This window comes from Rugamonas rivuli, from assembly GCF_009380165.1.
GTDB classification, from domain to species: Bacteria; Pseudomonadota; Gammaproteobacteria; order Burkholderiales; family Burkholderiaceae_D; genus Rugamonas; species Rugamonas rivuli.
This window is the reverse complement of sequence record NZ_WHUF01000007.1, coordinates 220,211-239,824: the sequence shown is the minus strand read 5'-3', so window position 1 is coordinate 239,824 and position 19,614 is coordinate 220,211. Positions and strand designations below refer to the sequence as shown.

18 protein-coding genes are annotated in these 19,614 nt (G+C 62.4%); all 18 read right to left on the bottom strand.

All coding sequences use genetic code 11. The features are described 5' to 3' along the window. Positions 1–18: 18 nt before the first annotated feature. The 18 genes from hisC to GEV01_RS24785 all read right to left on the bottom strand — a co-directional run bounded on the left by hisC (position 19) and on the right by GEV01_RS24785 (position 19,601). On the bottom strand, positions 19–1,113 hold the full coding sequence (hisC, locus tag GEV01_RS24870) for a histidinol-phosphate transaminase (protein ID WP_152808184.1): 1,095 nt from the start codon (positions 1,111–1,113) through the stop codon (positions 19–21). Positions 1,114–1,126: 13 nt separating this feature from the next. After that, positions 1,127–1,945 (bottom strand): DNA-methyltransferase, encoded by an 819-nt coding sequence (locus tag GEV01_RS24865; RefSeq protein WP_070267811.1) that lies wholly within the window; start codon positions 1,943–1,945, stop codon positions 1,127–1,129. Next, entirely contained in the window at positions 1,942–3,258 is a 1,317-nt protein-coding gene (gene hisD, locus GEV01_RS24860; protein ID WP_152808182.1) for a histidinol dehydrogenase, read from the bottom strand. Before hisD ends, GEV01_RS24865 begins: the two co-directional genes overlap by 4 nt. A gap of 6 nt (positions 3,259–3,264) precedes the next feature. Next, positions 3,265–3,927: an ATP phosphoribosyltransferase gene (gene hisG, locus GEV01_RS24855; RefSeq protein ID WP_008443069.1), complete on the bottom strand. Its 663-nt coding sequence runs from the start codon at positions 3,925–3,927 to the stop codon at positions 3,265–3,267. A gap of 2 nt (positions 3,928–3,929) precedes the next feature. Continuing rightward, the gene (gene murA / locus GEV01_RS24850; protein ID WP_116991405.1) at positions 3,930–5,180 is read right to left on the bottom strand and encodes a UDP-N-acetylglucosamine 1-carboxyvinyltransferase; all 1,251 of its coding nucleotides are present in this window, start codon (positions 5,178–5,180) and stop codon (positions 3,930–3,932) included. Positions 5,181–5,186: 6 nt separating this feature from the next. Continuing rightward, positions 5,187–5,423, bottom strand: coding sequence for a BolA family protein (locus tag GEV01_RS24845; RefSeq protein ID WP_070267817.1), 237 nt, complete (start codon positions 5,421–5,423; stop codon positions 5,187–5,189). Between the two features lie 15 nt (positions 5,424–5,438). Next, the gene (locus GEV01_RS24840) at positions 5,439–6,206 is read right to left on the bottom strand and encodes an ABC transporter permease (RefSeq protein ID WP_152808180.1); all 768 of its coding nucleotides are present in this window, start codon (positions 6,204–6,206) and stop codon (positions 5,439–5,441) included. Then, positions 6,203–7,117 (bottom strand): ABC transporter ATP-binding protein, encoded by a 915-nt coding sequence (locus GEV01_RS24835; RefSeq protein WP_008443082.1) that lies wholly within the window; start codon positions 7,115–7,117, stop codon positions 6,203–6,205. The genes GEV01_RS24840 and GEV01_RS24835 overlap by 4 nt, the downstream gene beginning before the upstream one ends. 184 nt (positions 7,118–7,301) lie before the next feature. After that, positions 7,302–7,727 (bottom strand): STAS domain-containing protein, encoded by a 426-nt coding sequence (locus tag GEV01_RS24830; protein ID WP_152808178.1) that lies wholly within the window; start codon positions 7,725–7,727, stop codon positions 7,302–7,304. 11 nt (positions 7,728–7,738) lie between these two features. After that, the gene (locus GEV01_RS24825; RefSeq protein WP_152808176.1) at positions 7,739–8,380 is read right to left on the bottom strand and encodes an MlaC/ttg2D family ABC transporter substrate-binding protein; all 642 of its coding nucleotides are present in this window, start codon (positions 8,378–8,380) and stop codon (positions 7,739–7,741) included. 31 nt (positions 8,381–8,411) lie between these two features. Continuing rightward, the gene (locus GEV01_RS24820) at positions 8,412–9,275 is read right to left on the bottom strand and encodes an MlaA family lipoprotein (RefSeq protein WP_152808173.1); all 864 of its coding nucleotides are present in this window, start codon (positions 9,273–9,275) and stop codon (positions 8,412–8,414) included. Then, entirely contained in the window at positions 9,272–9,742 is a 471-nt protein-coding gene (gene mlaD, locus GEV01_RS24815; protein WP_070267829.1) for an outer membrane lipid asymmetry maintenance protein MlaD, read from the bottom strand. The genes GEV01_RS24820 and mlaD overlap by 4 nt, the downstream gene beginning before the upstream one ends. A 36-nt stretch (positions 9,743–9,778) precedes the next feature. After that, on the bottom strand, positions 9,779–10,564 hold the full coding sequence (gene mlaE, locus GEV01_RS24810) for a lipid asymmetry maintenance ABC transporter permease subunit MlaE (protein WP_008443093.1): 786 nt from the start codon (positions 10,562–10,564) through the stop codon (positions 9,779–9,781). After that, positions 10,561–11,376 carry an ABC transporter ATP-binding protein gene (locus GEV01_RS24805; RefSeq protein ID WP_152808171.1) on the bottom strand — a complete coding sequence of 272 codons (816 nt, stop codon included), beginning with the start codon at positions 11,374–11,376 and terminating at the stop codon, positions 10,561–10,563. Before GEV01_RS24805 ends, mlaE begins: the two co-directional genes overlap by 4 nt. A gap of 244 nt (positions 11,377–11,620) precedes the next feature. Next, positions 11,621–13,084 carry a glutamate synthase subunit beta gene (locus GEV01_RS24800; protein ID WP_008443097.1) on the bottom strand — a complete coding sequence of 488 codons (1,464 nt, stop codon included), beginning with the start codon at positions 13,082–13,084 and terminating at the stop codon, positions 11,621–11,623. A 114-nt stretch (positions 13,085–13,198) separates the two neighbouring features. Further along, positions 13,199–17,926, bottom strand: coding sequence for a glutamate synthase-related protein (locus GEV01_RS24795; RefSeq protein ID WP_152808167.1), 4,728 nt, complete (start codon positions 17,924–17,926; stop codon positions 13,199–13,201). 192 nt (positions 17,927–18,118) lie between these two features. After that, positions 18,119–18,820, bottom strand: coding sequence for an REP-associated tyrosine transposase (locus tag GEV01_RS24790; RefSeq protein ID WP_152808165.1), 702 nt, complete (start codon positions 18,818–18,820; stop codon positions 18,119–18,121). A 100-nt stretch (positions 18,821–18,920) separates the two neighbouring features. Beyond that, positions 18,921–19,601, bottom strand: a complete 681-nt coding sequence (locus GEV01_RS24785; protein WP_008443102.1) for a response regulator transcription factor — start codon at positions 19,599–19,601, stop codon at positions 18,921–18,923. Positions 19,602–19,614: the final 13 nt, after the last annotated feature.

The window sequence follows — 19,614 nt, the reverse complement described above, 5'->3', positions numbered from 1 at the left end:
AAGGGCTCGCGATGGGTCTCAGGATGCCAGCGATGCGGCGAAGGCATCGAGGAAGGCGGAATTCTCTTCCGGGGTGCTGACCGTGATACGTAAACAATTGGTCAGCACACTGTGCATTTTACTCACATTTTTGATTAATACCTTGCGAGACAGCAGTTTCGCGTAGGCATCGTCGGAATTTGGCACGCGTATCAAGATAAAATTCGCCGCCGACGGAAATACCGAGACGCCGGGCATGGCGGCCAATGCAGCCGCCAGATCGGCGCGTGCGGCGCGCAAAGCGGTGGCCTGCTGGTTCAGCACCTCCACATGGTCGAGCGCGAATTCGGCCGCTGCCTGCGTCAATACGTTGATGTTGTAAGGAGGCCGCACTTTGTCGAACTCCGCCAGCAATTGCGGCGCCGCCGACATGTAGCCGAGGCGGATGCCGGCCAGGCCCAGCTTCGATACGGTGCGCATCACCACCAGGTTCTCGAACTCCGGCAGGCGGTGCATAAAGGTCTGCTGCGCGAACGGCTCGTAGGCTTCGTCGACCACGGCCAGGCCGAAGCCATCGAGCGCCTTGATGATGGCGACGATATCTTCTTCGGCGAACAGGTTGCCGGTCGGGTTGTTGGGATAGGACAGGAACACCAGCGACGGCTTGTGTTCTTCAATCGCGGCCAGCATGGCCGGCATATCCAGCGTCAGATCGGCCTTGAGCGGCACGCCGACATAATCCATGCCCGCGAACTGCGCCGAGCGCTGGTACATGACGAAGGACGGCGTCGGCGCCAGCACCACGGCGCGGCGGTCCTGCAGCGCGCAGCCCATGCACAGGATCGAGATCAATTCGTCGGAGCCGTTGCCCAGCATGACGTCGTAGCCGGCCGGTACACCCAGCTTGGCGCACACGCTTTGCTTGATGGTGGCGTAGGAGGCGACCGGATAACGGTTCAGCGTCACCTCGACCAGGCGCTGCGCCAGCTCCTCGCGCAGATGATGCGGCAGGTGGTAAGGGTTCTCCATCGCATCCAGTTTGATATAGCCACTCGCGTCGGCGACGTGGTAGCCATGGATGGCGCGCACGTCGGAGCGGATGGTGGTGTTGACCAGGGTGTCGATGGAAGACATCTTACTAAGGCTCCTATGAGTTGACTAAACTTCGTTTGACAGCGGGTTTTTTCTTCTTCTCCGGCGGTGCGGGCACCTCCGGCATGGCGAGACGTTCGGCGATGATGGCGCAGTAGTCGGGATTCAGTTCGAAGCCGACGAAATTGCGGCCGCAGCGCTTGGCGGCGATGGCCGTCGTGCCGCTGCCCATGAACAGGTCCAGCACCACGCCGTCCGGCGGGCACGAGGCCTTGACCATGCGCTCGATGATCTCCAGCGGCTTCTGCGTCGGATGGTCGGCGCGCTCGGGATGCTCACGGTGCAGGCGCGACACGCTCCACAAATCCTTGGGGTTGTAGCCCACTTCCAGCCACTTGGCGCCGATGAAGATCGAGCGCGAACGGGCTTTCTTGGTTTCGGCGTCGTACGGGATGCGCACCGAGTCCAGGTCGAAGTAGTAGTCCTTGCGGCGCACGAAGAAGCCGATGGTGTCGTGCACCGACGAGTAACTGCGCACGCTGCCGCCCATCGATGGTACGCGGCGGTCCCAGATAATCTCGTTCATCATCGTCATGCGCTTTTTCAGCAGCACGAAGATCTCCGGCGAAAAGCGCCAGGTCAGGAAGATGTACAGGCTGCCGTTGGGCTTGAGCTTCGGCAGCGCGGCGTCGATCCATTGCTCGGTCCAGCGCAGGTAGTCTTCCACCGTTTGCGAATCCGAGTCGTTGCCGTAGTCCTTGCCCAGGTTGTACGGCGGGTCGGTCAAAATCAGGTCGATGGAACCGTCCGGGATGCGCGCCAGTCCGGCCAGCGCATCCTCACAGAAGACCTGATTGATCCATGCTTCACTCATTTGAGGCGCAGCTCCGCGCTGCGGGCGTGGGCCTGCAGACCTTCGCCGTAGGCCAGTTCGGCCGCGACCTTGCCCAGCGTTTGCGCGCCGGCTTCGCTGACGTGGATGATCGACGAACGCTTCTGGAAATCGTACACGCCCAGCGGCGACGAGAAGCGCGCGGTGCGCGAGGTCGGCAGCACGTGGTTCGGGCCGCAGCAGTAGTCGCCCAGCGATTCGGACGAATAGCGGCCGAGGAACATGGCGCCTGCGTGGCGGATCTGGTCGGCCCACTGCTGCGGGTTCTCGGCCGAGATTTCCAGGTGCTCGGCGGCGATGCTGTTGGCGATGGCGCAGGCTTCGGCCATGTCGCGCACTTTGACCAGCGCGCCGCGGTCGGTCAGCGAGGTGCGGATCGTTTCCGCGCGCGGCATCGTCGGCAGCAGCTTGTTGATGCTCGCTTCCACCTTGGCGATGTAGTCGGCGTCGGGGCACAGCAGGATGGCTTGCGCCAGTTCGTCGTGCTCGGCCTGCGAGAACAGGTCCATCGCGACCCAATCAGGATCGGTAGTGCCGTCGCAGACGATCAGGATTTCCGAAGGGCCGGCGATCATGTCGATGCCGACGATGCCGAACACGCGGCGCTTGGCGGCGGCCACGTAGGCGTTGCCCGGGCCGACGATCTTGTCCACCGGTGCGATGGTTTCAGTGCCATGCGCCAGTGCGGCGACAGCCTGCGCGCCGCCGATGGTGATGACGCGGGTGACGCCGGCAATCGCGGCGGCGGCCAGCACCATCTGGTTCTTCACGCCGTCCGGGGTCGGCACCACCATGATGATCTCTTCAACGCCGGCGACGTGCGCGGGTATCGCGTTCATCAGCACCGACGATGGATAGGCTGCCTTGCCGCCCGGGACGTAGATGCCCACGCGGTCCAGCGGCGTGACCTTCTGGCCCAGCACCGTGCCATCGGCTTCGGTGTAGGTGAAGCCGTTCAGTTCCTGCTTCTGGCGCTCGTGGAATACGCGGATGCGTTGTGCGGCGATGTGCAACGCGTTGCGCTGCGCTTCAGGAATCGCGGCCAATGCGGCCTGCAATTCGGCTTCGGGAATATCGAAGGCGGCCATGCTGGAGGCGCCGCCGTTCGGAATGCGGTCGAAGCGGTTGGTGTATTCCAGCACGGCGGCGTCGCCACGCGCCTTGACGTCGGCCAAGATGCCGGCGACGGCGCGTTCGATCGCTTCATCAGTACTCGCTTCAAATGCCAGCAGGGCATCCAGGGACTTTTTGAAATCGGCTTGGGTGGAATCGAGCTTGGTAATTTGAATCGACATGATGTTTTACTTTTTAGAGGCGCGTTCGAATGCTTCGATGATCGGTTGCAGGCGGGCGCGCTTGAGCTTCAAGGCGGCCTGGTTGACGATCAGGCGCGACGAAATGTCCATGATCGCTTCGACCTCTTTCAGGTCGTTGGCGCGCAGCGTGTTGCCGGTGCTGACCACGTCGACGATGGCGTCCGACAGGCCGACCAGCGGCGCCAGCTCCATCGAGCCGTACAGCTTGATCAGGTCGACGTGCACGCCCTTCTTGGCGAAGTGCTCGCGCGCGGTCTCGACGAACTTGGTGGCCACGCGCAGGCGCGCGCCCTGGCGCACGGCGGTTTCGTAGTCGAAGCCGTTGCGCACCGCGACCGACATGCGGCAGGCCGCGATGTTCAAGTCGATAGGCTGGTACAGGCCTTCGCCGCCGTGCTCCAGCAGCACGTCCTTGCCGGCCACGCCGAAGTCCGCCGCGCCGTGCTGCACGTAGGTCGGCACGTCGGTGGCGCGCACGATGATGACGCGCACGTCAGGATCGTTGGTCGACAGGATCAGCTTGCGCGAAGTCTCCGGGTTTTCGGTAACGGTGATGCCGGCCGCTTCCAGCAGCGGCAGGGTGTCCTCGAAAATACGTCCCTTCGACAGCGCGAGGATCAGCTGCGAGTTGGCCTGGAATGCGCTCATGATTATTTGATCCGTTTGATGTTGGCGCCCACTGCGGACAGCTTCACTTCCATCTGGTCGTAGCCGCGATCGAGGTGGTAGATGCGGTCGATCAGCGTTTCGCCGCGCGCGGTCAGGGCCGCGATCACCAGCGATGCCGAAGCGCGCAGGTCGGTCGCCATCACGGGCGCACCCACCAGCTGCTCGACGCCCTTGATGAAGGCGGTGTTGCCGTCGGTTTCAATCGACGCGCCGAGACGGTTCATCTCCTGCACGTGCATGAAGCGGTTTTCGAAAATCGTCTCGGTCACGCGGCTGGCGCCGTCGGCGATGGTGTTCACCGCCATGAACTGCGCCTGCATGTCGGTCGGGAAGCCCGGGTATTCGGTGGTGCGGAAGGTCACAGGCGTCGGGCGCTTGTCCATCTGCGCGCGGATCCAGTTGTCGCCGATGGTCATCTGCAGGCCGATCTCGCGCAGCTTGTCCAGCGCGGCGTCCATGATGTCGACGCGGGTGTTGCGGATCGTGATGTCGCCGCCGGTCGCCGCGACGGCGCACAGGAAGGTCGCCGCTTCGATGCGGTCGGAGATCACGGCGTGCTTGGCGCCATGCAGTTCTGCCACGCCCTGGATCGTCAGGCGGTTGGTGCCGATGCCTTCGATCTTCGCGCCCATCGCCACCAGCAGGTTGGCCAGGTCGGTCACTTCAGGTTCGCAGGCGGCGTTTTCCAGCACCGTCTCGCCTTCGGCCAGCGTTGCTGCCATCAGCAGGTTCTCGGTGCCGGTCACGGTGATCATGTCGGTGACGATGCGCGCGCCCTTGAGCTTTTTGCACTTGGCGTAGATGTAGCCGCCTTCGACGGTGATGTCCGCGCCCAGCGCCTGCAGGCCCTTGATGTGCTGGTCCACCGGACGCGAGCCGATGGCGCAGCCGCCCGGCAGCGAGACCTTGGCTTCGCCGAAGCGCGCCAGCAATGGACCGAGCACCAGGATCGAGGCGCGCATGGTTTTCACCAGCTCATACGGGGCTTCCAGCTTGTCGATGGCGCTGCCGTTGAGCGTGACCTTGTCGCCGTCCTGCGTCACTTTGAGGCCGGTCTGGCCCAGCAACTTGAGGATGGTCGCCACGTCGTGCAGGTGCGGCACGTTGGACAGTTCGACATCGCCCGACGTCAGCAGGCCGGCGCACAGGATGGGCAGCGCCGCGTTCTTCGCGCCGGAGATGTTGATGTCGCCGTTCAGGCGGTTGCCGCCTTGTATGAGGAGCTTGTCCATGCTTGCTTATCCTTGGTATTCGTCAGGGGTGAGGGTTTTCATCGACAGCGCGTGGATCTCTTCGCGCATGCGGTCGCCCAGCGCGGCGTACACGATCTGGTGGCGCTGGATCAAACGCTTGCCGACGAAGGCCGGCGAGACAATGATGGCCTGGAAGTGCTGGCCGTCGCCCTCCACTTCGAGGTGGGTGCATTCGAGGCCGGCGCTCAGGTAGCCGTGGATCAGTTCTGGAGTAGTGGTCATAATAAGTCCTTGGAATTAGTGACGCAGGCGGTAACCGCTGCGCAGCAAACGAATCGCCAGCAGTGCCAACACGACGAGGAAGGCGGAGACGATACTCACGCTGACCAGCGGGTTGACGTCCGACTGGCCGAAGAAACCGTAGCGGAAGCCGTCTATCATGTAGAAGAACGGATTCAAATGCGAGATCGTCAGCCAGAACGGCGGCAGCGAGTGGATGGAGTAGAACACGCCGGACAGGAAGGTCAGCGGCATGATCAGGAAGTTCTGGAACGCGGCCAGCTGGTCGAATTTCTCGGCCCAGATGCCGGCGATCAGGCCCATGGTGCCGAGGATGGCGGCGCCCAGCAGCGCGAACACCACGATCCACAACGGCGCCGTGAACGACAGATGGGCGAACCACGCGGTGACGACGAACACGCCGAAGCCGACCACCACGCCGCGCACCATGGCGGCGATCACGTAGGCCGAGAAGATCTCCCAGTGCGACAAGGGCGTCAGCAGCACGAACACCAGGTTGCCGGTGATCTTGGACTGGATCAGCGACGACGACGAGTTGGCGAAGGAGTTCTGCAGAACGCTCATCATCACCAGGCCGGGGATCAGGAAGGCGGTGTAGCTGACGTCCGCGTAGACGGTGACGCGGCCTTCGAGCACGTGGCCGAAGATCAGCAAATACAGCATGGCCGTCAGGATGGGCGCGGCGACGGTTTGCGTGGCGACCTTCCAGAAGCGCAGCGTCTCCTTGTAGACCAGGGTGCGGAAGCCGGTGGAGATGAAGTTCATACGGTGCCCTTATCCATGATCTGCAAGAAGATATCTTCCAGATCCGCTTGTTGCAGTTGCATTTCGTCGATCACGGCGCCGGACTCGCGCAGGCGGGCCAGCAGGGTTTCGACTTCAGCGTATTCGTTGACGCGCAGGCTGTACTTCTTGCCATGCTCCGACTGCTCCGGGTGCGTGACCAGGTGGCGCAGGTCTTGCGGCAAGTCGCCACTGCTCAGGTTCACGGTCAGCTGCGAGCCGGAGATGCGGCGTATCAGCGACGCCATCGTGTCCAGCGCGACGACCTTGCCGCTCTTGAGCATGGCCACGCGCTTGCACATGGCTTGCGCCTCTTCCAGGTAGTGGGTGGTCAGCACCACGGTGTGGCCTTCGCGGTTCAGGCGCGAGATGAACTTCCACAGCGTCTGCCGCAGTTCGACGTCGACGCCGGCGGTCGGCTCGTCGAGCACGATGACGGGCGGCTTGTGCACCAGCGCCTGCGCCACCAGCACGCGGCGCTTCATGCCGCCGGACAGGGCGCGCATATTGACGTCGGCCTTGTTGGTCAGGTCGAGGTTGTGCATCACCTCATCGATCCAGGCATCGTTGTTCGGCAAGCCGAAGTAACCCGATTGCAGGCGCAGCGTCTCGCGCACCGTGAAGAAGGGGTCGAACACCAGTTCCTGCGGCACCACGCCGAGCTTCTTGCGGGCGGCGCGGAAATCGCCGGTGACGTCGTGGCCGTGGATGGTGACTTTGCCGGCATCGGGCCGGATCAGTCCGGCGATGATGGAAATCAGTGTGGTCTTGCCGGCGCCGTTGGGGCCCAGCAGACCGAAAAACTCTCCCTCTTCGATCGAAAGGGACACGCCGCCCAGTGCCTGGAGCGACTTGTAGCGCTTCTCGACATTGCTTATTTGGATCGCTGTCATGCTTGACTTATCTGTAAGGTGCGGCGGCGCGAGCCGGCGCTGTGTGGCCTAAACGTGGCGGAAGATGCTGCGGGCGCCGCGGCTCTCAGGCAGCGGCAACGTTCAATTATATTGGAAATTCGGATCGGCAGAGCCGGACTGGCTATTTACCGGGGGTACTACGGGCGGCGGGGTGTGGCGGAGGTCAATGATGGTGGTGCGAGGCCGAGTCGTCGGCGAGACCGGTCTTCTTGGTGAAGAAGGTTTCCGGTGCATTGACCGGGGCAAATTCTTCGTGCAGCGGATTCGGCGCGGCAGGCGCACCCGGCTCCAGCGCGACCGACGACGGGAACAGCAGCGAGCATACGCCGTACAGCTTGGTCAGGCTTTGCAGCGCCGGCGGCAGGTTTTTCAGTTCCAGCTTGACGCCGGCGTCCTGGGCGGCGCGCTGCCACGCCAGCATGACGGACACCGCCACCGAATCCACCGTCAACACATGGCGCAGGTCGAACACGGTCTGGCCGGCCTTGAGGGCCGCCAGGCCGCGCTCCAGCGCCACGGAGGCGTTGAGCACGGTCAGGGTCGTGAGCGACTGCAGGTTGTCGAGGGGTTCGGAGACGGCGGTAGACATGGCGTTATGGCTTATTTGGAAACAGTTTTCAGTGGTTTGTTGGCCAGCGACTTGTTCTTTTCCGTCAGCGTCTTGATCAGGCCGTCGATGCCGCCCTTGCCGATTTCGGAAGCGAACGTGCCCTTGTAGGTCTCGACCAGCCACGCGCCCAGCACGTTGATGTCGTAGATCTTCCAGCCGGCAGGGGTCTTGGCGACGCGGTAGTTCAGCGGGATCGGTTCGCCGCGGGCGACGTTGACCTGCGAACGCACTTCGACTTCGTTGTCGGTCGGATCGGAACGCATCGGCTTGAACTCGATGGTTTCGTTTTTAATCTGCGACAGCGCGCCCGAGTAGGTGAAGATCAGCAGCGTGCGGAACTGTTCCGACAGCAGCTTTTGCTGCTCGGGCGTGGCATCGCGCCAGAAACGGCCGGCCGCCAGCGCGGTCATGCGCTGCGAATCGACGTACGGCAGGATCTTGCTTTCGACCAGGTCCAGCACTTTCTTCTGGTCGCCCGACTGGATCGCCTTGTCCGACTTGGCGGTTTCGATCACTTCCTGGCTGATGCGCTTGACCAGGACGTCCGGCGCTTCGTTGGCGGGGGCTGCGGCCTGGGCGTTGACGGCCAGGGCAACAGTTGCTACAGCGATAAGTTGTTTGATCAATTTCATGTTTTCGTTACCTTTGTGTGGTTCTTCGGGGTCACGGGCTGACGTTGCTTGCAGCCGGTGCGCCAGAGTTTAACTCTTTTGGCGCCGATTCGGATGACACGGGGGCAGAAGTTTGTGCGGTGGCAATCGTTGCAACGGTTGGCGCAACGGCTGGCTTGGCGTCGATTTCCGCCGCATCGTCCTTCTTGGACTTGCGTGGCGGCTCGTCGCCGTCCGGATGGATCTGGCTTTCGCGGCGCTGCAGGAAGCCGTCGCGGATGAACTCGTAGCGGTCCAGGGCGGCGTCTTCCAGCAGGCTGGTGGCGTTGAGCAAGTTGGAGCGCTGGTCGACCGCACGCAGCGCGGTGCCGCTGTTGCGGATGTAGACCGGTTCCTTGTAGCCCCAGATATCGCCTTTGATGTCCAGCGGCAGGGCCACCGTATCGCGCACGGTCGATGGGCCCAGCAGCGGCAGCATCAGGTAGGGGCCGGACGGCACGCCCCAGGTACCCAGCGTCTGGCCGAAGTCTTCCTTGTGCTTTTGCAGGCCGGCTTCCGAGGCGATGTCGAACAGGCCGACGATGCCCAGCGTGGAATTCAGCGCGAAACGGGTGACGTCCGACATGCCGGCTTCGCCCTTGCCTTGCAGCAGGTTGTTGACGCCGGTCCAGGCGTCGGCCAGGTTGCCGAAGAAGTTGTTGACGCCGGTCTGCACGAAGTTCGGCAGCACGTTGCGGTAGGCCGTCGCGGCCGGTTTCAGCGCGTAGGTGTCGACCGTATCGTTAAAGCTGAACATGGCGCGGTTGAAGCCTTCGTACGGATCGCGCGGGTTCGGGCCGGCGCAGCCGGCCAGCAGCACGGTGACGCCCAGCGCCAGTGCGGCACGGCGGAGGTGTTGCGGAGTACGGTGCGTCATTTGCTGTCCTTTCCTTCTGCAGCCTTGCTGTAGATGAACTGGTTGATCAAGTCTTCCAGCACGGCGGCCGATTGGGTACGGGCGATCTTGTCGCCGGCGGCCAGGTTATTGGTGTCGCCGCCGGCTTCGATGCCCACGTATTGTTCGCCCAGCAGGCCGGCGGTCAGGATCTTGGCCGAGCTGTCTTTAGGGAATTTGTAACCTTCTTCCATGTTCAAGGTTACCAGTGCCTGGTAACTCTTGTCATCAAACTTGATCTCTCCCACACGGCCTACCACCACGCCGGCCGCCTTGACCGCCGCTTGCGGGCGCAGGCTGCCGATGTTGTCGAACTTGGCGGTGATCGGATACACCTTGCCGAAGGACATGGAACCCATGTTGCCGGCTTTCAGCGCCAGAAACATCAGTGCGGCGACGCCGACGACGATGAACAGACCGACCCAGACATCCAGAGATTTACGTTGCATAGCGATTCCTTAGTTTCTTATCTTGTACTTTGGCGTTTATTTGCTGAACATCAGCGCCGTCATCATGAAGTCCAGCCACCAGATCATCAGCGATGAGATCACGACCGTGCGGGTGGTGGCGCGCGCCACGTCTTCCGGGGTCGGCTGGGCTTCATAGCCCTGGTACAGCGCAATGAAGGTGATGGCGATACCGAACACCACGCTCTTGGCAAAACCGTTGAAAATATCTTTCCAGATGTCGACGCCGCCCTGCATCTGCGACCAGAATGCGCCGTCATCGACGCCGATCAGCTGCACGCCGACCAGCCAGCCGCCCAGCACGCCGACCGCGCTGAACACCGACGCCAGCAGCGGCACCGAGATCACGCCGGCCCAGAAGCGGGGCGCCAGCACGCGCTGGATAGGGTTAACGGCCATCATTTCCATCGCCGACAGCTGCTCGCCAGCCTTCATCAGGCCGATTTCGGCGGTCAGCGAGGTGCCGGCGCGGCCGGCAAACAGCAGCGCGGTGATGACCGGGCCCAGTTCGCGGGTCAGGCCCAGTGCCACCAGCAGGCCCAGCGACTGCTCGGCGCCGTATTTGTTCAGCGTATAGTAACCCTGCAGGCCCAGCACCATGCCGACGAACAGGCCGGACAGGGTGATGATCAGCATCGAATAATTGCCGATGAAGTGCAGCTGCTCGACCAGCAGCGCCGGACGGCGCAGCAGGCCGGGCGAGACGCCCAGCATATTGGCGAAGGTACGGGCGCCGTAGCCTATGCTTTCCACGTAATCGCGCAGGGGTGCGCCCAGCTTGGACAACCAGTTCTTGATACTCATGCTTGCGCTCCCAGGCCCAGATCATCGGCCAGGGACTTGCCTGGATAGTGGAAGGGCACCGGACCGTCGGCCTCGGCGTTGACGAACTGCTTCACGTACGGGTCGGTCGACACCATCATGTCGGCCGGCGTGCCGTGCGCGACGATCTTGCCCTGCGACAGGAAGTAGACGTAGTCGGCGATGGCGAAGCATTCCTTGACGTCGTGCGAGACCAGCACGGTGGTCGAGCCCAGCGCGGTATTCAGGTTGCGGATCAGGTTGGCGGTGACGCCCATCGAGATCGGGTCGAGGCCGGCGAAGGGCTCGTCGTACATGATCAGTTCCGGGTCCAGCGCGATCGAACGGGCCAGCGCCACGCGGCGGGCCATGCCGCCGGAGATTTCGCCCGGCTTCAGCTTGGCGGCGTTGCGCAGGCCGACCGCGTGCAGTTTCATCAGCACCAGGTTGCGGATCAGCTCTTCCGGCAAGTCGGTATGCTCGCGCAGCGGGAAGGCGACGTTTTCAAAGACGGTGAGGTCGGTAAACAGCGCGCCGTGCTGGAACAGCATGCCCATTTTGCGCCGCAGCAGATACAAGCCGGCGGTATTTAGCTTGTGCACGACCTGGCCCTGCACCTTGACATGGCCGCGTTGTGGGCGGATCTGGCCGCCGATCAGGCGCAATACCGTGGTCTTGCCGCTGCCCGAGCCGCCCATCACAGCGATCACTTTCCCGCGTGGGAAATCCATCTGGAGGCCCGACAGGATGGCGCGCTTTCCGTAGGAAAAGTGTAGATCACGGATTTCGACTAGATTAGCCACGACTGAACTCATTGTTTTTAATGCCGTATTGTAGTGCAGAAAGGTTAATCTCTGCTGGCGCCCCCTCTTTTGTGACAGAGAGAGGCATCGTAAGTAGCAGATAATACAACACTAATGAACCTAAAGTCAGCAATTTACACCTATCAAGAATTGTTACATTGCTGCATTGCACAAGCCAAGGACGTAAAAAAACCGGTGGGAACAGGGATCACCCGTTCGCCACCGGCGGGAGGCAGGCTATCGCGGTGCGCTGGGATTAGCGCGGCAGTTCCGACGAGCCCATCAAAAACTCATCGACCGCGCGCGCGCACTGGCGGCCTTCGCGGATCGCCCACACCACCAGCGACTGGCCGCGGCGCACGTCGCCGGCGGCAAACACCTTGGGGGCGGATGTTTTGTAGCAGCCTTCGCCGTCCGTGCTGGCCTTGGCGTTGCCGCGTGCATCTTTCTCGATGCCGAATGCGTCCAGCACATTGGCCACCGGCGATACAAAACCCATCGCCAGCAGCACCAGGTCGGCCTTCATCTCGAATTCCGAGTTCGGCACTTCGGCCATCTTGCCGTCTTTCCACTCGACGCGGCAGGCGACCAGCTTCTCGACCTTGCCGTTCTTGCCTTCCAGACGCTTGGTGGCCACAGCCCAGTCGCGCTCGCAGCCTTCCTCGTGCGACGAGGAGGTGCGCAGCTTGGTCGGCCAGTACGGCCAGACCAGCGGCTTGTTCTCTTGCTCCGGCGGCATGGGCATCAGCTCGAACTGCGTGACCGAGGCCGCGCCGTGGCGGTTCGAGGTGCCGACGCAGTCGGAACCGGTGTCGCCGCCGCCGATCACCACCACATGCTTGCCGGTGGCTTTCAGCTGGTCCTTCACCTTGTCGCCGGCGTTGACCTTGTTTTGCAGCGGCAGGAAGTCCATGGCGAAGTGCACGCCCTTCAGCTCGCGGCCCGGCACAGGCAGGTCGCGCGGCTGCTCGGCGCCGCCGGCCAGGATGACGGCGTCGAATTCCTTCTCCAGGTCTTCCGGGAAGATGGTTTCCTTGGCCCAGTTGTTGACGTTGGCCGGGAAGTCCTTGCCAACCAGCACGCTGGTGCGGAACACCACGCCTTCGGCTTCCATCTGCTTGATGCGGCGGTCGATGTGCGACTTTTCCATCTTGAAGTCAGGGATGCCGTAGCGCAGCAGGCCGCCGACGCGATCGCTCTTCTCGAACACAGTGACGGCATGGCCGGCGCGCGCCAGCTGCTGCGCCGCCGCCAGGCCGGCAGGACCGGAACCGACGATGGCGACCTTCTTGCCGCTCTGCTTGGCCGCAGGCTGCGGCACGACCCAGCCGTGCTCCCAGCCTTCGTCGATGATCTTGTGCTCGATCGACTTGATGCCGACCGGATCGTTGTTGATGCCCAGCGTACAGGCGGCTTCGCACGGCGCAGGGCAGATGCGGCCGGTGAATTCCGGGAAGTTGTTGGTCGAGTGCAGGGTGTCCAGCGCCTCGCGGTAGTTGCCGCGATAAACCAGGTCGTTCCAGTCCGGGATGATGTTGTTGACCGGGCAGCCGGTGTTGCAGAACGGGATGCCGCAATCCATGCAGCGCGCGCCCTGCACCTTGGCCTGTTCATTGGTCAGGGTGATGACGAATTCGGAATAGTTTTTCAAACGCGTAGCAGGCGGCAAATAGCTCTCGTCCTGACGCTTGAATTCCATGAAGCCGGTGATTTTACCCACGATAAGTCCTTTAGTTATCTGTTGCTCCGTCATCCCCGCGCAAGCGGGGATCCATGCTGAGCTGGCGTTCTATGGATTCCCGCTTGCGCGGGAATGACGACGTTCTTGGCTGTCTTATGCTGCGATCGGCTGGACGACGGCGGCTTCGTTCGCCACGTCCTCGGCCATCTCGATCAGGGCGCGCTTGTATTCGCTCGGGAAGACCTTGACGAATTTGCCGCGGCCTTCGGCCCAGTTGTCCAGCAACAGGCGGGCACGGGTGCTGCCGGTGTGCTTGAAGTGGCGCTCGATCAAACGCTTCAGGATCACCTCGTCCGCCTCGCGGCCATGGTCCTTGTGCTGCACGTGCCAGGTTTCGCTCTGGGCTTCCTGCTCCTTGGCGGTCAGCACCGGCTCCAGCGTCACCATCGCGGTGTTGCAGCGGGCTTCGAAATCGCCCTCCGGGTCGTACACATAGGCGATGCCGCCCGACATGCCCGCCGCGAAGTTGCGGCCGGTGGCGCCCAGCACCACCACGGTGCCGCCGGTCATGTATTCGCAACCGTGATCGCCCGTGCCTTCGACGATGGCGGTGGCGCCCGAGTTACGCACGGCGAAACGCTCGCCGGCCACGCCGTTGAAGAAGGCTTCGCCGCTGATCGCGCCGTACAGCACGGTGTTGCCGATGATGATGTTGTTCACCGCCCAGCCACGGAACTCGGTGTTCGGACGCACGATGATGCGGCCGCCCGACAAGCCCTTGCCGACGTAATCGTTACCCTCGCCGACCAGGTCGATGGTGATGCCGTGCGCCAGGAAGGCGCAGGCCGACTGGCCCGCCGTGCCTTGCAGCTGGATGTGGATGGTGTCGTCCGGCAGGCCGGCGTGGCCGTAGCGCTTGGCCACTTCGCCCGACAACATGGTGCCGACGGTGCGGTTCAAGTTCTTCACCGGCGAGATGAAGGACACGCGCTCGCCTTTTTCCAGCGCCGCCTTGGCTTGCGCGATCAGCTTGTGATCGAGCGCCTTGTCGAGGCCGTGGTCCTGTTCCATCGTGTGGTAGATCGAATGACCTTCCTGCACTTCCGGCTGGTAGAAGATGTTGCTGAAGTCCAGGCCCTTGGCTTTCCAGTGCGTGATGGCCTTGGATTTGTCCAGCAGGTCGACGCGGCCGATCAGCTCGTCGTAAGTGCGGATGCCCAGTTGCGCCATCAGCTGGCGGGCTTCTTCGGCGACGAAGAAGAAGTAGTTCACGACGTACTCAGGCTTGCCGGAGAACTTGGCGCGCAGCACAGGATCCTGCGTGGCGACGCCGACAGGGCAAGTGTTCAGGTGGCATTTGCGCATCATGATGCAACCCTCGACCACCAGCGGCGCGGTGGCGAAGCCGATTTCGTCGGCGCCCAGCATGGCGGCGATGACGACGTCGCGGCCGGTACGCATCTGGCCGTCGGCTTGGACGCGGATGCGGCTGCGCAGGCCGTTCAGCACCAGCGTTTGCTGGGTTTCAGCCAGGCCCAGCTCCCACGGCGTGCCGGCGTGCTTGACCGACGACAGCGGCGAAGCGCCGGTGCCGCCGTCATGGCCGGCCACGACCACGTGATCGGCCTTGGCCTTGGTGACGCCTGCGGCCACCGTGCCGATACCGACTTCCGACACCAGCTTGACCGAGATCGAAGCGCGCGGATTGGCGTTCTTCAAGTCGTGGATCAGCTGGGCCAAGTCTTCGATCGAGTAAATATCGTGGTGCGGCGGCGGCGAAATCAGGCCCACGCCCGGCACCGAGAAGCGCAGGGTGGCGATGTATTCGGACACTTTATGGCCCGGCAGCTGGCCGCCTTCGCCAGGCTTGGCGCCCTGCGCCATCTTGATTTGAATCTGGTCGGCCGAGTTCAGGTAGGCCGCAGTCACGCCGAAACGGCCGGACGCCACCTGCTTGATGCGCGAACGCAGCGAGTCGCCTTCCTGCAGCGGAATGTCGACCACCATCTGTTCCTTGCCCATGACCGAAGCCATGGTCTCGCCCTGCTTGATCTTGATGCCTTTCAGTTCCATCGTGTAGCGCGATGGATCTTCGCCGCCTTCGCCGGTGTTGGACTTGCCGCCGATGCGGTTCATCGCCACCGCCAGGGTCGCGTGGGCTTCGGTCGAGATCGAACCCATGGACATCGCGCCAGTCGCGAAGCGCTTGACGATTTCCTTGGCCGGCTCGACTTCGTCCAGCGGGATCGCCTTCGACGGATCAAGCTTGAACTCGAACAGGCCGCGCAGCGTCAGGTGGCGCTTGCTCTGGTCGTTGATGATCTGGGCGTACTCTTTATAGCTGGAGAAGTTGTTGCTGCGGGTCGAATGCTGCAGTTTCGCGATCGCATCCGGAGTCCACAGGTGGTCTTCGCCGCGCACGCGGTAGGCGTACTCGCCACCGGCGTCCAGGTGGTTTTCCAGTACAGGATCGTTGCCGAAAGCCAGGTTATGCAGGCGCAGCGCCTCTTCCGCCACTTCGAACACGCCGATACCTTCAACGTTCGAGGCCGTGCCCTTGAAGTATTTGTCGACCAGCGACTTGTTCAGGCCGACAGCTTCGAAGATCTGCGCGCCGCAGTAGGACATGTAGGTCGAGATGCCCATCTTGGACATGACCTTCATCAGGCCCTTGCCGATGGCCTTGGTGTAGTTGTAGACCGCCTTGTCGCCCGACATATCGCCCGGCATGCCGTGCGCCATCTCGACCAGGGTTTCCATTGCCAGGTAAGGGTGGATAGCTTCGGCGCCATAGCCTGCCAGCAGCGCGAAGTGGTGGGTTTCGCGGGCCGAGCCGGTTTCCACGACGAGGCCGGTGGAAGCGCGCAAGCCCTTGCTCACCAGGTGCTGATGGATGGTGGATGTCGCCAGAAGCGCGGGGATGGCAACACGATCGGCGCCAACCGAGCGGTCCGACACGATCAGGATGTTGTGGCCGGACTTGACCGCATCGACCGCCTCGGCGCACAGCGAGGCCAGGCATGCTTCCACGCCTTCCTTGCCCCAGGCCAGCGGGTAGCAGATGTTCAGCTCGTACGACTTGAACTTGCCGCCGGTGTGCTGGCTGATGCCGCGCAGGCGGGCCATGTCGTCGAAGCCCAGAACAGGCTGCGACACTTCAAGGCGCATCGGCGGGTTGACGTTGTTGGTGTCCAGCAGATTAGGTTTCGGGCCGATGAAGGACACCAGCGACATCACCATCGCTTCGCGGATCGGGTCGATCGGCGGGTTGGTCACTTGCGCGAACAGCTGCTTGAAGTAGTTGTACAGCGGCTTGAGCTTGTTGGACATGACGGCCAGCGGCGAGTCGTTGCCCATCGAGCCGGTGGCTTCTTCGCCGGCGGCGGCCATCGGCGCCATCAGGAACTTCAAGTCTTCCTGGGTGTAGCCGAAGGCTTGCTGGCGGTCCAGCAGCGACGGCAGGGCTTTTTCGCCCTGGGCCGGCGCGATGTCCTTGGCGCGGTTGTGCGCCAGCTGGCTTTCGCTCAGCTTGATTTCGTTGAGCTTGATGCGCACCGCGTTGATCCATGCCTTGTACGGCTTGGCGTTGGCGTAGGTGTCTTTCAGCTCTTTATCGTCGATGATGCGGCCGGCTTCCAGGTCGATCAGGAACATCTTGCCTGGCTGCAGGCGCCATTTCTGGATGATCTTCGATTCGGGAATCGGCAGCACGCCCGATTCCGACGCCATCACCACCAGGTCGTCGTCGGTGACGATGTAGCGGGCCGGACGCAGGCCATTGCGGTCCAGCGTGCCGCCGATGTAGCGTCCGTCGGTGAAGGCCATGGCGGCAGGGCCGTCCCACGGTTCCATCATGGCGGCGTGATATTCGTAGAACGCGCGGCGATTGTCGTCCATCGTGCCGTGATTTTCCCAGGCTTCCGGGATCATCATCATCATCGCCTGGGCGATCGGATAGCCTGCCATCAGCAGCAGTTCTAGCGCGTTGTCGAAGCAGGCGGTGTCCGACTGGCCTTCGTAGATCAGCGGGAACAGCTTGTGCAGGTCGTCGCCCAGCACGGCGGATTTCATCACGCCTTCACGGGCGCGCATCCAGTTGAAGTTGCCCTTGACGGTGTTGATCTCGCCGTTGTGGGCGATCAGGCGGTACGGGTGGGCCAGCGGCCATTCCGGGAAGGTGTTGGTCGAGAAACGCTGGTGCACCAGCGCCAGCGCGGACACGCAGCGCGCATCCTGCAGGTCTTTGTAGTACACGCCGACCTGGTCCGCCAGCAGCAGGCCCTTGTAGACGATGGTGCGGGCCGACAGCGAGGCCACGAAGAATTCTTTGCCGTGGATCAGCTTCAACGCCTGAATGGCGTGGCCCGACGATTTGCGGATCACGTACAGCTTACGCTCCAGCGCATCGGTCACCATGATGTCGGCGCCGCGGCCGATGAAGATCTGGCGGATCACCGGTTCCTTGGCGCGCACGGTAGGGGACATCGGCATGTCGCAGTCCACCGGCACGTTGCGCCAGCCCAGCACGACCTGGCCTTCGGCGCGCACGGCGCGCTCGATTTCCTGTTCGCAGGCGATGCGCGATGCATTTTCTTTAGGCAGGAACACCATGCCGACGCCGTATTCGCCTGGCGGCGGCAGTTCCACGCCTTGCTTGGCCATTTCGTCGCGGTAGTACTGGTCCGGGATCTGGATCAGGATGCCGGCGCCATCGCCCATCAGCGCATCGGCGCCGACGGCGCCCCGGTGATCGAGGTTCTTCAGGATCAACAGACCCTGTTCCACGATGGAGTGGCTCTTGTTGCCCTTGATGTGGGCGACGAAACCGACGCCGCAGGCATCGTGTTCATTGGACGGATCGTACAGACCTTGGGCTTTCATGGGCTCTCCACTGCAATTTTGACTAACGAAAAACTAGAGTAGTGCAATGCAGCAGAAAATTCAACAATAAAAATTAGGGTCGGAGTCGGATTAATTTTTTTAAAGTTTCCTGAATTTTTAATTAGGGACGGAGTGATGGTGAGGCTGAAAAAACCGCAGGAACCGGCGATTCCTGCGGCTTCCGCTAGCTGTTCAGGCAGCTTCCGGCTTGATTTTGAACGGCCTGCCGCGCTTGGCGGGCAATACCTGGCGCTTGACCTTGTGCTGCAGCGCCGTCTTGAACTGCTCGCTGCCCAGCGGCCAGCCTTTGAGCAGCGCCTTGCTGATATGCGCCACCTCTTCCTCGCTCAAAGCCGCCTCGGCCAGCGCGATATACGCGGCCTCGCGCTGGAATGGCGTGTTGCCCAGCTCCCAGAACTTCGGATGGTCGACGATCAGGCCGTCCGGACGCAGCCCGGCGTGGTGCGGGTAGCTGGACCACGGATAATCCTCGGCCCGCCCCACCATGCAGTTGCGCACCGGATTGAACTCGATATATCGGCTGCACGACATGAAGTATTGCTCGGCGTCGATGAGCGAGGTTTTGTAGCGTCCGTTCCACAAAGTTCCACTGCGGCCATATTTTTGATTGAAATAAGGCACGTAATAGCGGCCTATCCACTGCATCATCTGGCCCAGGCCGTCCGCGTCGGCCGGTGTCACCAGCAAATGCAGGTGATTCGGCATCAAAACATAGGCATGCACGGCCACTTTGTAGTTTTTGGCGGCGGTGCGCAGCCAGCCGAGGAAGGTTTGATAGTCTTCGGCATCCAGGAACACCGGCTGGTTGTTATTGCCGGTCTGGATGACGTGGTGAGGTTGGCCAGGGACGATCAAGCGGGGGAGACGTGCCATAATTTTGAGCAGAATAAATCGGATGCACCGATTCTACACCACTCTGCCCCCGATTATTCAGGCGCGCCGAAAAACCGGCGCGACTCTGCCCCTATTTTTATCAGGAGAGGTTGAAGCTGGCGGACAGGCTGTAGCCTTCGCCGTAGGCGCTGCGCAGCGGCAGATCCTGGCCCAGGCCGGTGCGCGCCTTCTTGCGCAGGCGGTACACCAGCATGTCGACGCGGCGTCCGGCATCCGGATCGTCGCCGCCGATGCCGGCCACGATGACCTGGCGCGGCACGGGACGGGTGTTGATCGTCAGCAGATGCAGGAAATTGCATTCCTTTTCAGTCAGCGTGATCGCCATGCCTTGCAGCTCCAGCTGGCGGGCGCTGACCTTCAGCGTCCACTTGCTTGGCGCCGGGATGGTTTCCTGTGGACCGACGCGGCGGTCCAGCGCCTCGATGTGGGCGGCCAGTTCCGGGAATTTGATCGGCTTGGTCAGGTAGTGGTCGGCGCCCAGGCGCAGGCCGAGGATGCGGTTGTCGAAAGCGACACGGCCGGTCAGCACCAGCAGGCCGATTTGCGGGTAGAGCTGGCGCATTCGGGGTATCACGTTGAAACCGTCTTCGTCCGGCAAGCCCAGATCGAGCACCACCACGCCCACGTTGCCCTGGCTCAGGGCGGACCACATATCGCTGGCATTGTTAGTGATGTGCACTTCGTGTTCAAGCTCAGTCAAGAACTCTGCCATCTCCTCGGCATAGTCCAGATTGTCTTCCACGATGAGTATTTGCGTCATTGATGCGCCATTC

Bases quoted from the DNA above. Each gene is read 5' to 3' on its own strand.
- GEV01_RS24795 (WP_152808167.1), bottom strand. From the start codon at position 17,926: ATGAAAGCCCAAGGTCTGTACGATCCGTCCAATGAACACGATGCCTGC.
- hisC (WP_152808184.1), bottom strand. From the start codon at position 1,113: ATGTCTTCCATCGACACCCTGGTCAACACCACCATCCGCTCCGACGTG.
- mlaE (WP_008443093.1), bottom strand. From the start codon at position 10,564: ATGAGTATCAAGAACTGGTTGTCCAAGCTGGGCGCACCCCTGCGCGAT.
- GEV01_RS24785 (WP_008443102.1), bottom strand. From the start codon at position 19,601: ATGACGCAAATACTCATCGTGGAAGACAATCTGGACTATGCCGAGGAG.
- GEV01_RS24825 (WP_152808176.1), bottom strand. From the start codon at position 8,380: ATGAAATTGATCAAACAACTTATCGCTGTAGCAACTGTTGCCCTGGCC.
- murA (WP_116991405.1), bottom strand. From the start codon at position 5,180: ATGGACAAGCTCCTCATACAAGGCGGCAACCGCCTGAACGGCGACATC.
- hisD (WP_152808182.1), bottom strand. From the start codon at position 3,258: ATGTCGATTCAAATTACCAAGCTCGATTCCACCCAAGCCGATTTCAAA.
- mlaD (WP_070267829.1), bottom strand. From the start codon at position 9,742: ATGCAACGTAAATCTCTGGATGTCTGGGTCGGTCTGTTCATCGTCGTC.
- GEV01_RS24840 (WP_152808180.1), bottom strand. From the start codon at position 6,206: ATGAACTTCATCTCCACCGGCTTCCGCACCCTGGTCTACAAGGAGACG.
- GEV01_RS24835 (WP_008443082.1), bottom strand. From the start codon at position 7,117: ATGACAGCGATCCAAATAAGCAATGTCGAGAAGCGCTACAAGTCGCTC.
- GEV01_RS24790 (WP_152808165.1), bottom strand. From the start codon at position 18,820: ATGGCACGTCTCCCCCGCTTGATCGTCCCTGGCCAACCTCACCACGTC.
- GEV01_RS24845 (WP_070267817.1), bottom strand. From the start codon at position 5,423: ATGACCACTACTCCAGAACTGATCCACGGCTACCTGAGCGCCGGCCTC.
- GEV01_RS24805 (WP_152808171.1), bottom strand. From the start codon at position 11,376: ATGAGTTCAGTCGTGGCTAATCTAGTCGAAATCCGTGATCTACACTTT.
- hisG (WP_008443069.1), bottom strand. From the start codon at position 3,927: ATGAGCGCATTCCAGGCCAACTCGCAGCTGATCCTCGCGCTGTCGAAG.
- GEV01_RS24820 (WP_152808173.1), bottom strand. From the start codon at position 9,275: ATGACGCACCGTACTCCGCAACACCTCCGCCGTGCCGCACTGGCGCTG.
- GEV01_RS24865 (WP_070267811.1), bottom strand. From the start codon at position 1,945: ATGAGTGAAGCATGGATCAATCAGGTCTTCTGTGAGGATGCGCTGGCC.
- GEV01_RS24830 (WP_152808178.1), bottom strand. From the start codon at position 7,727: ATGTCTACCGCCGTCTCCGAACCCCTCGACAACCTGCAGTCGCTCACG.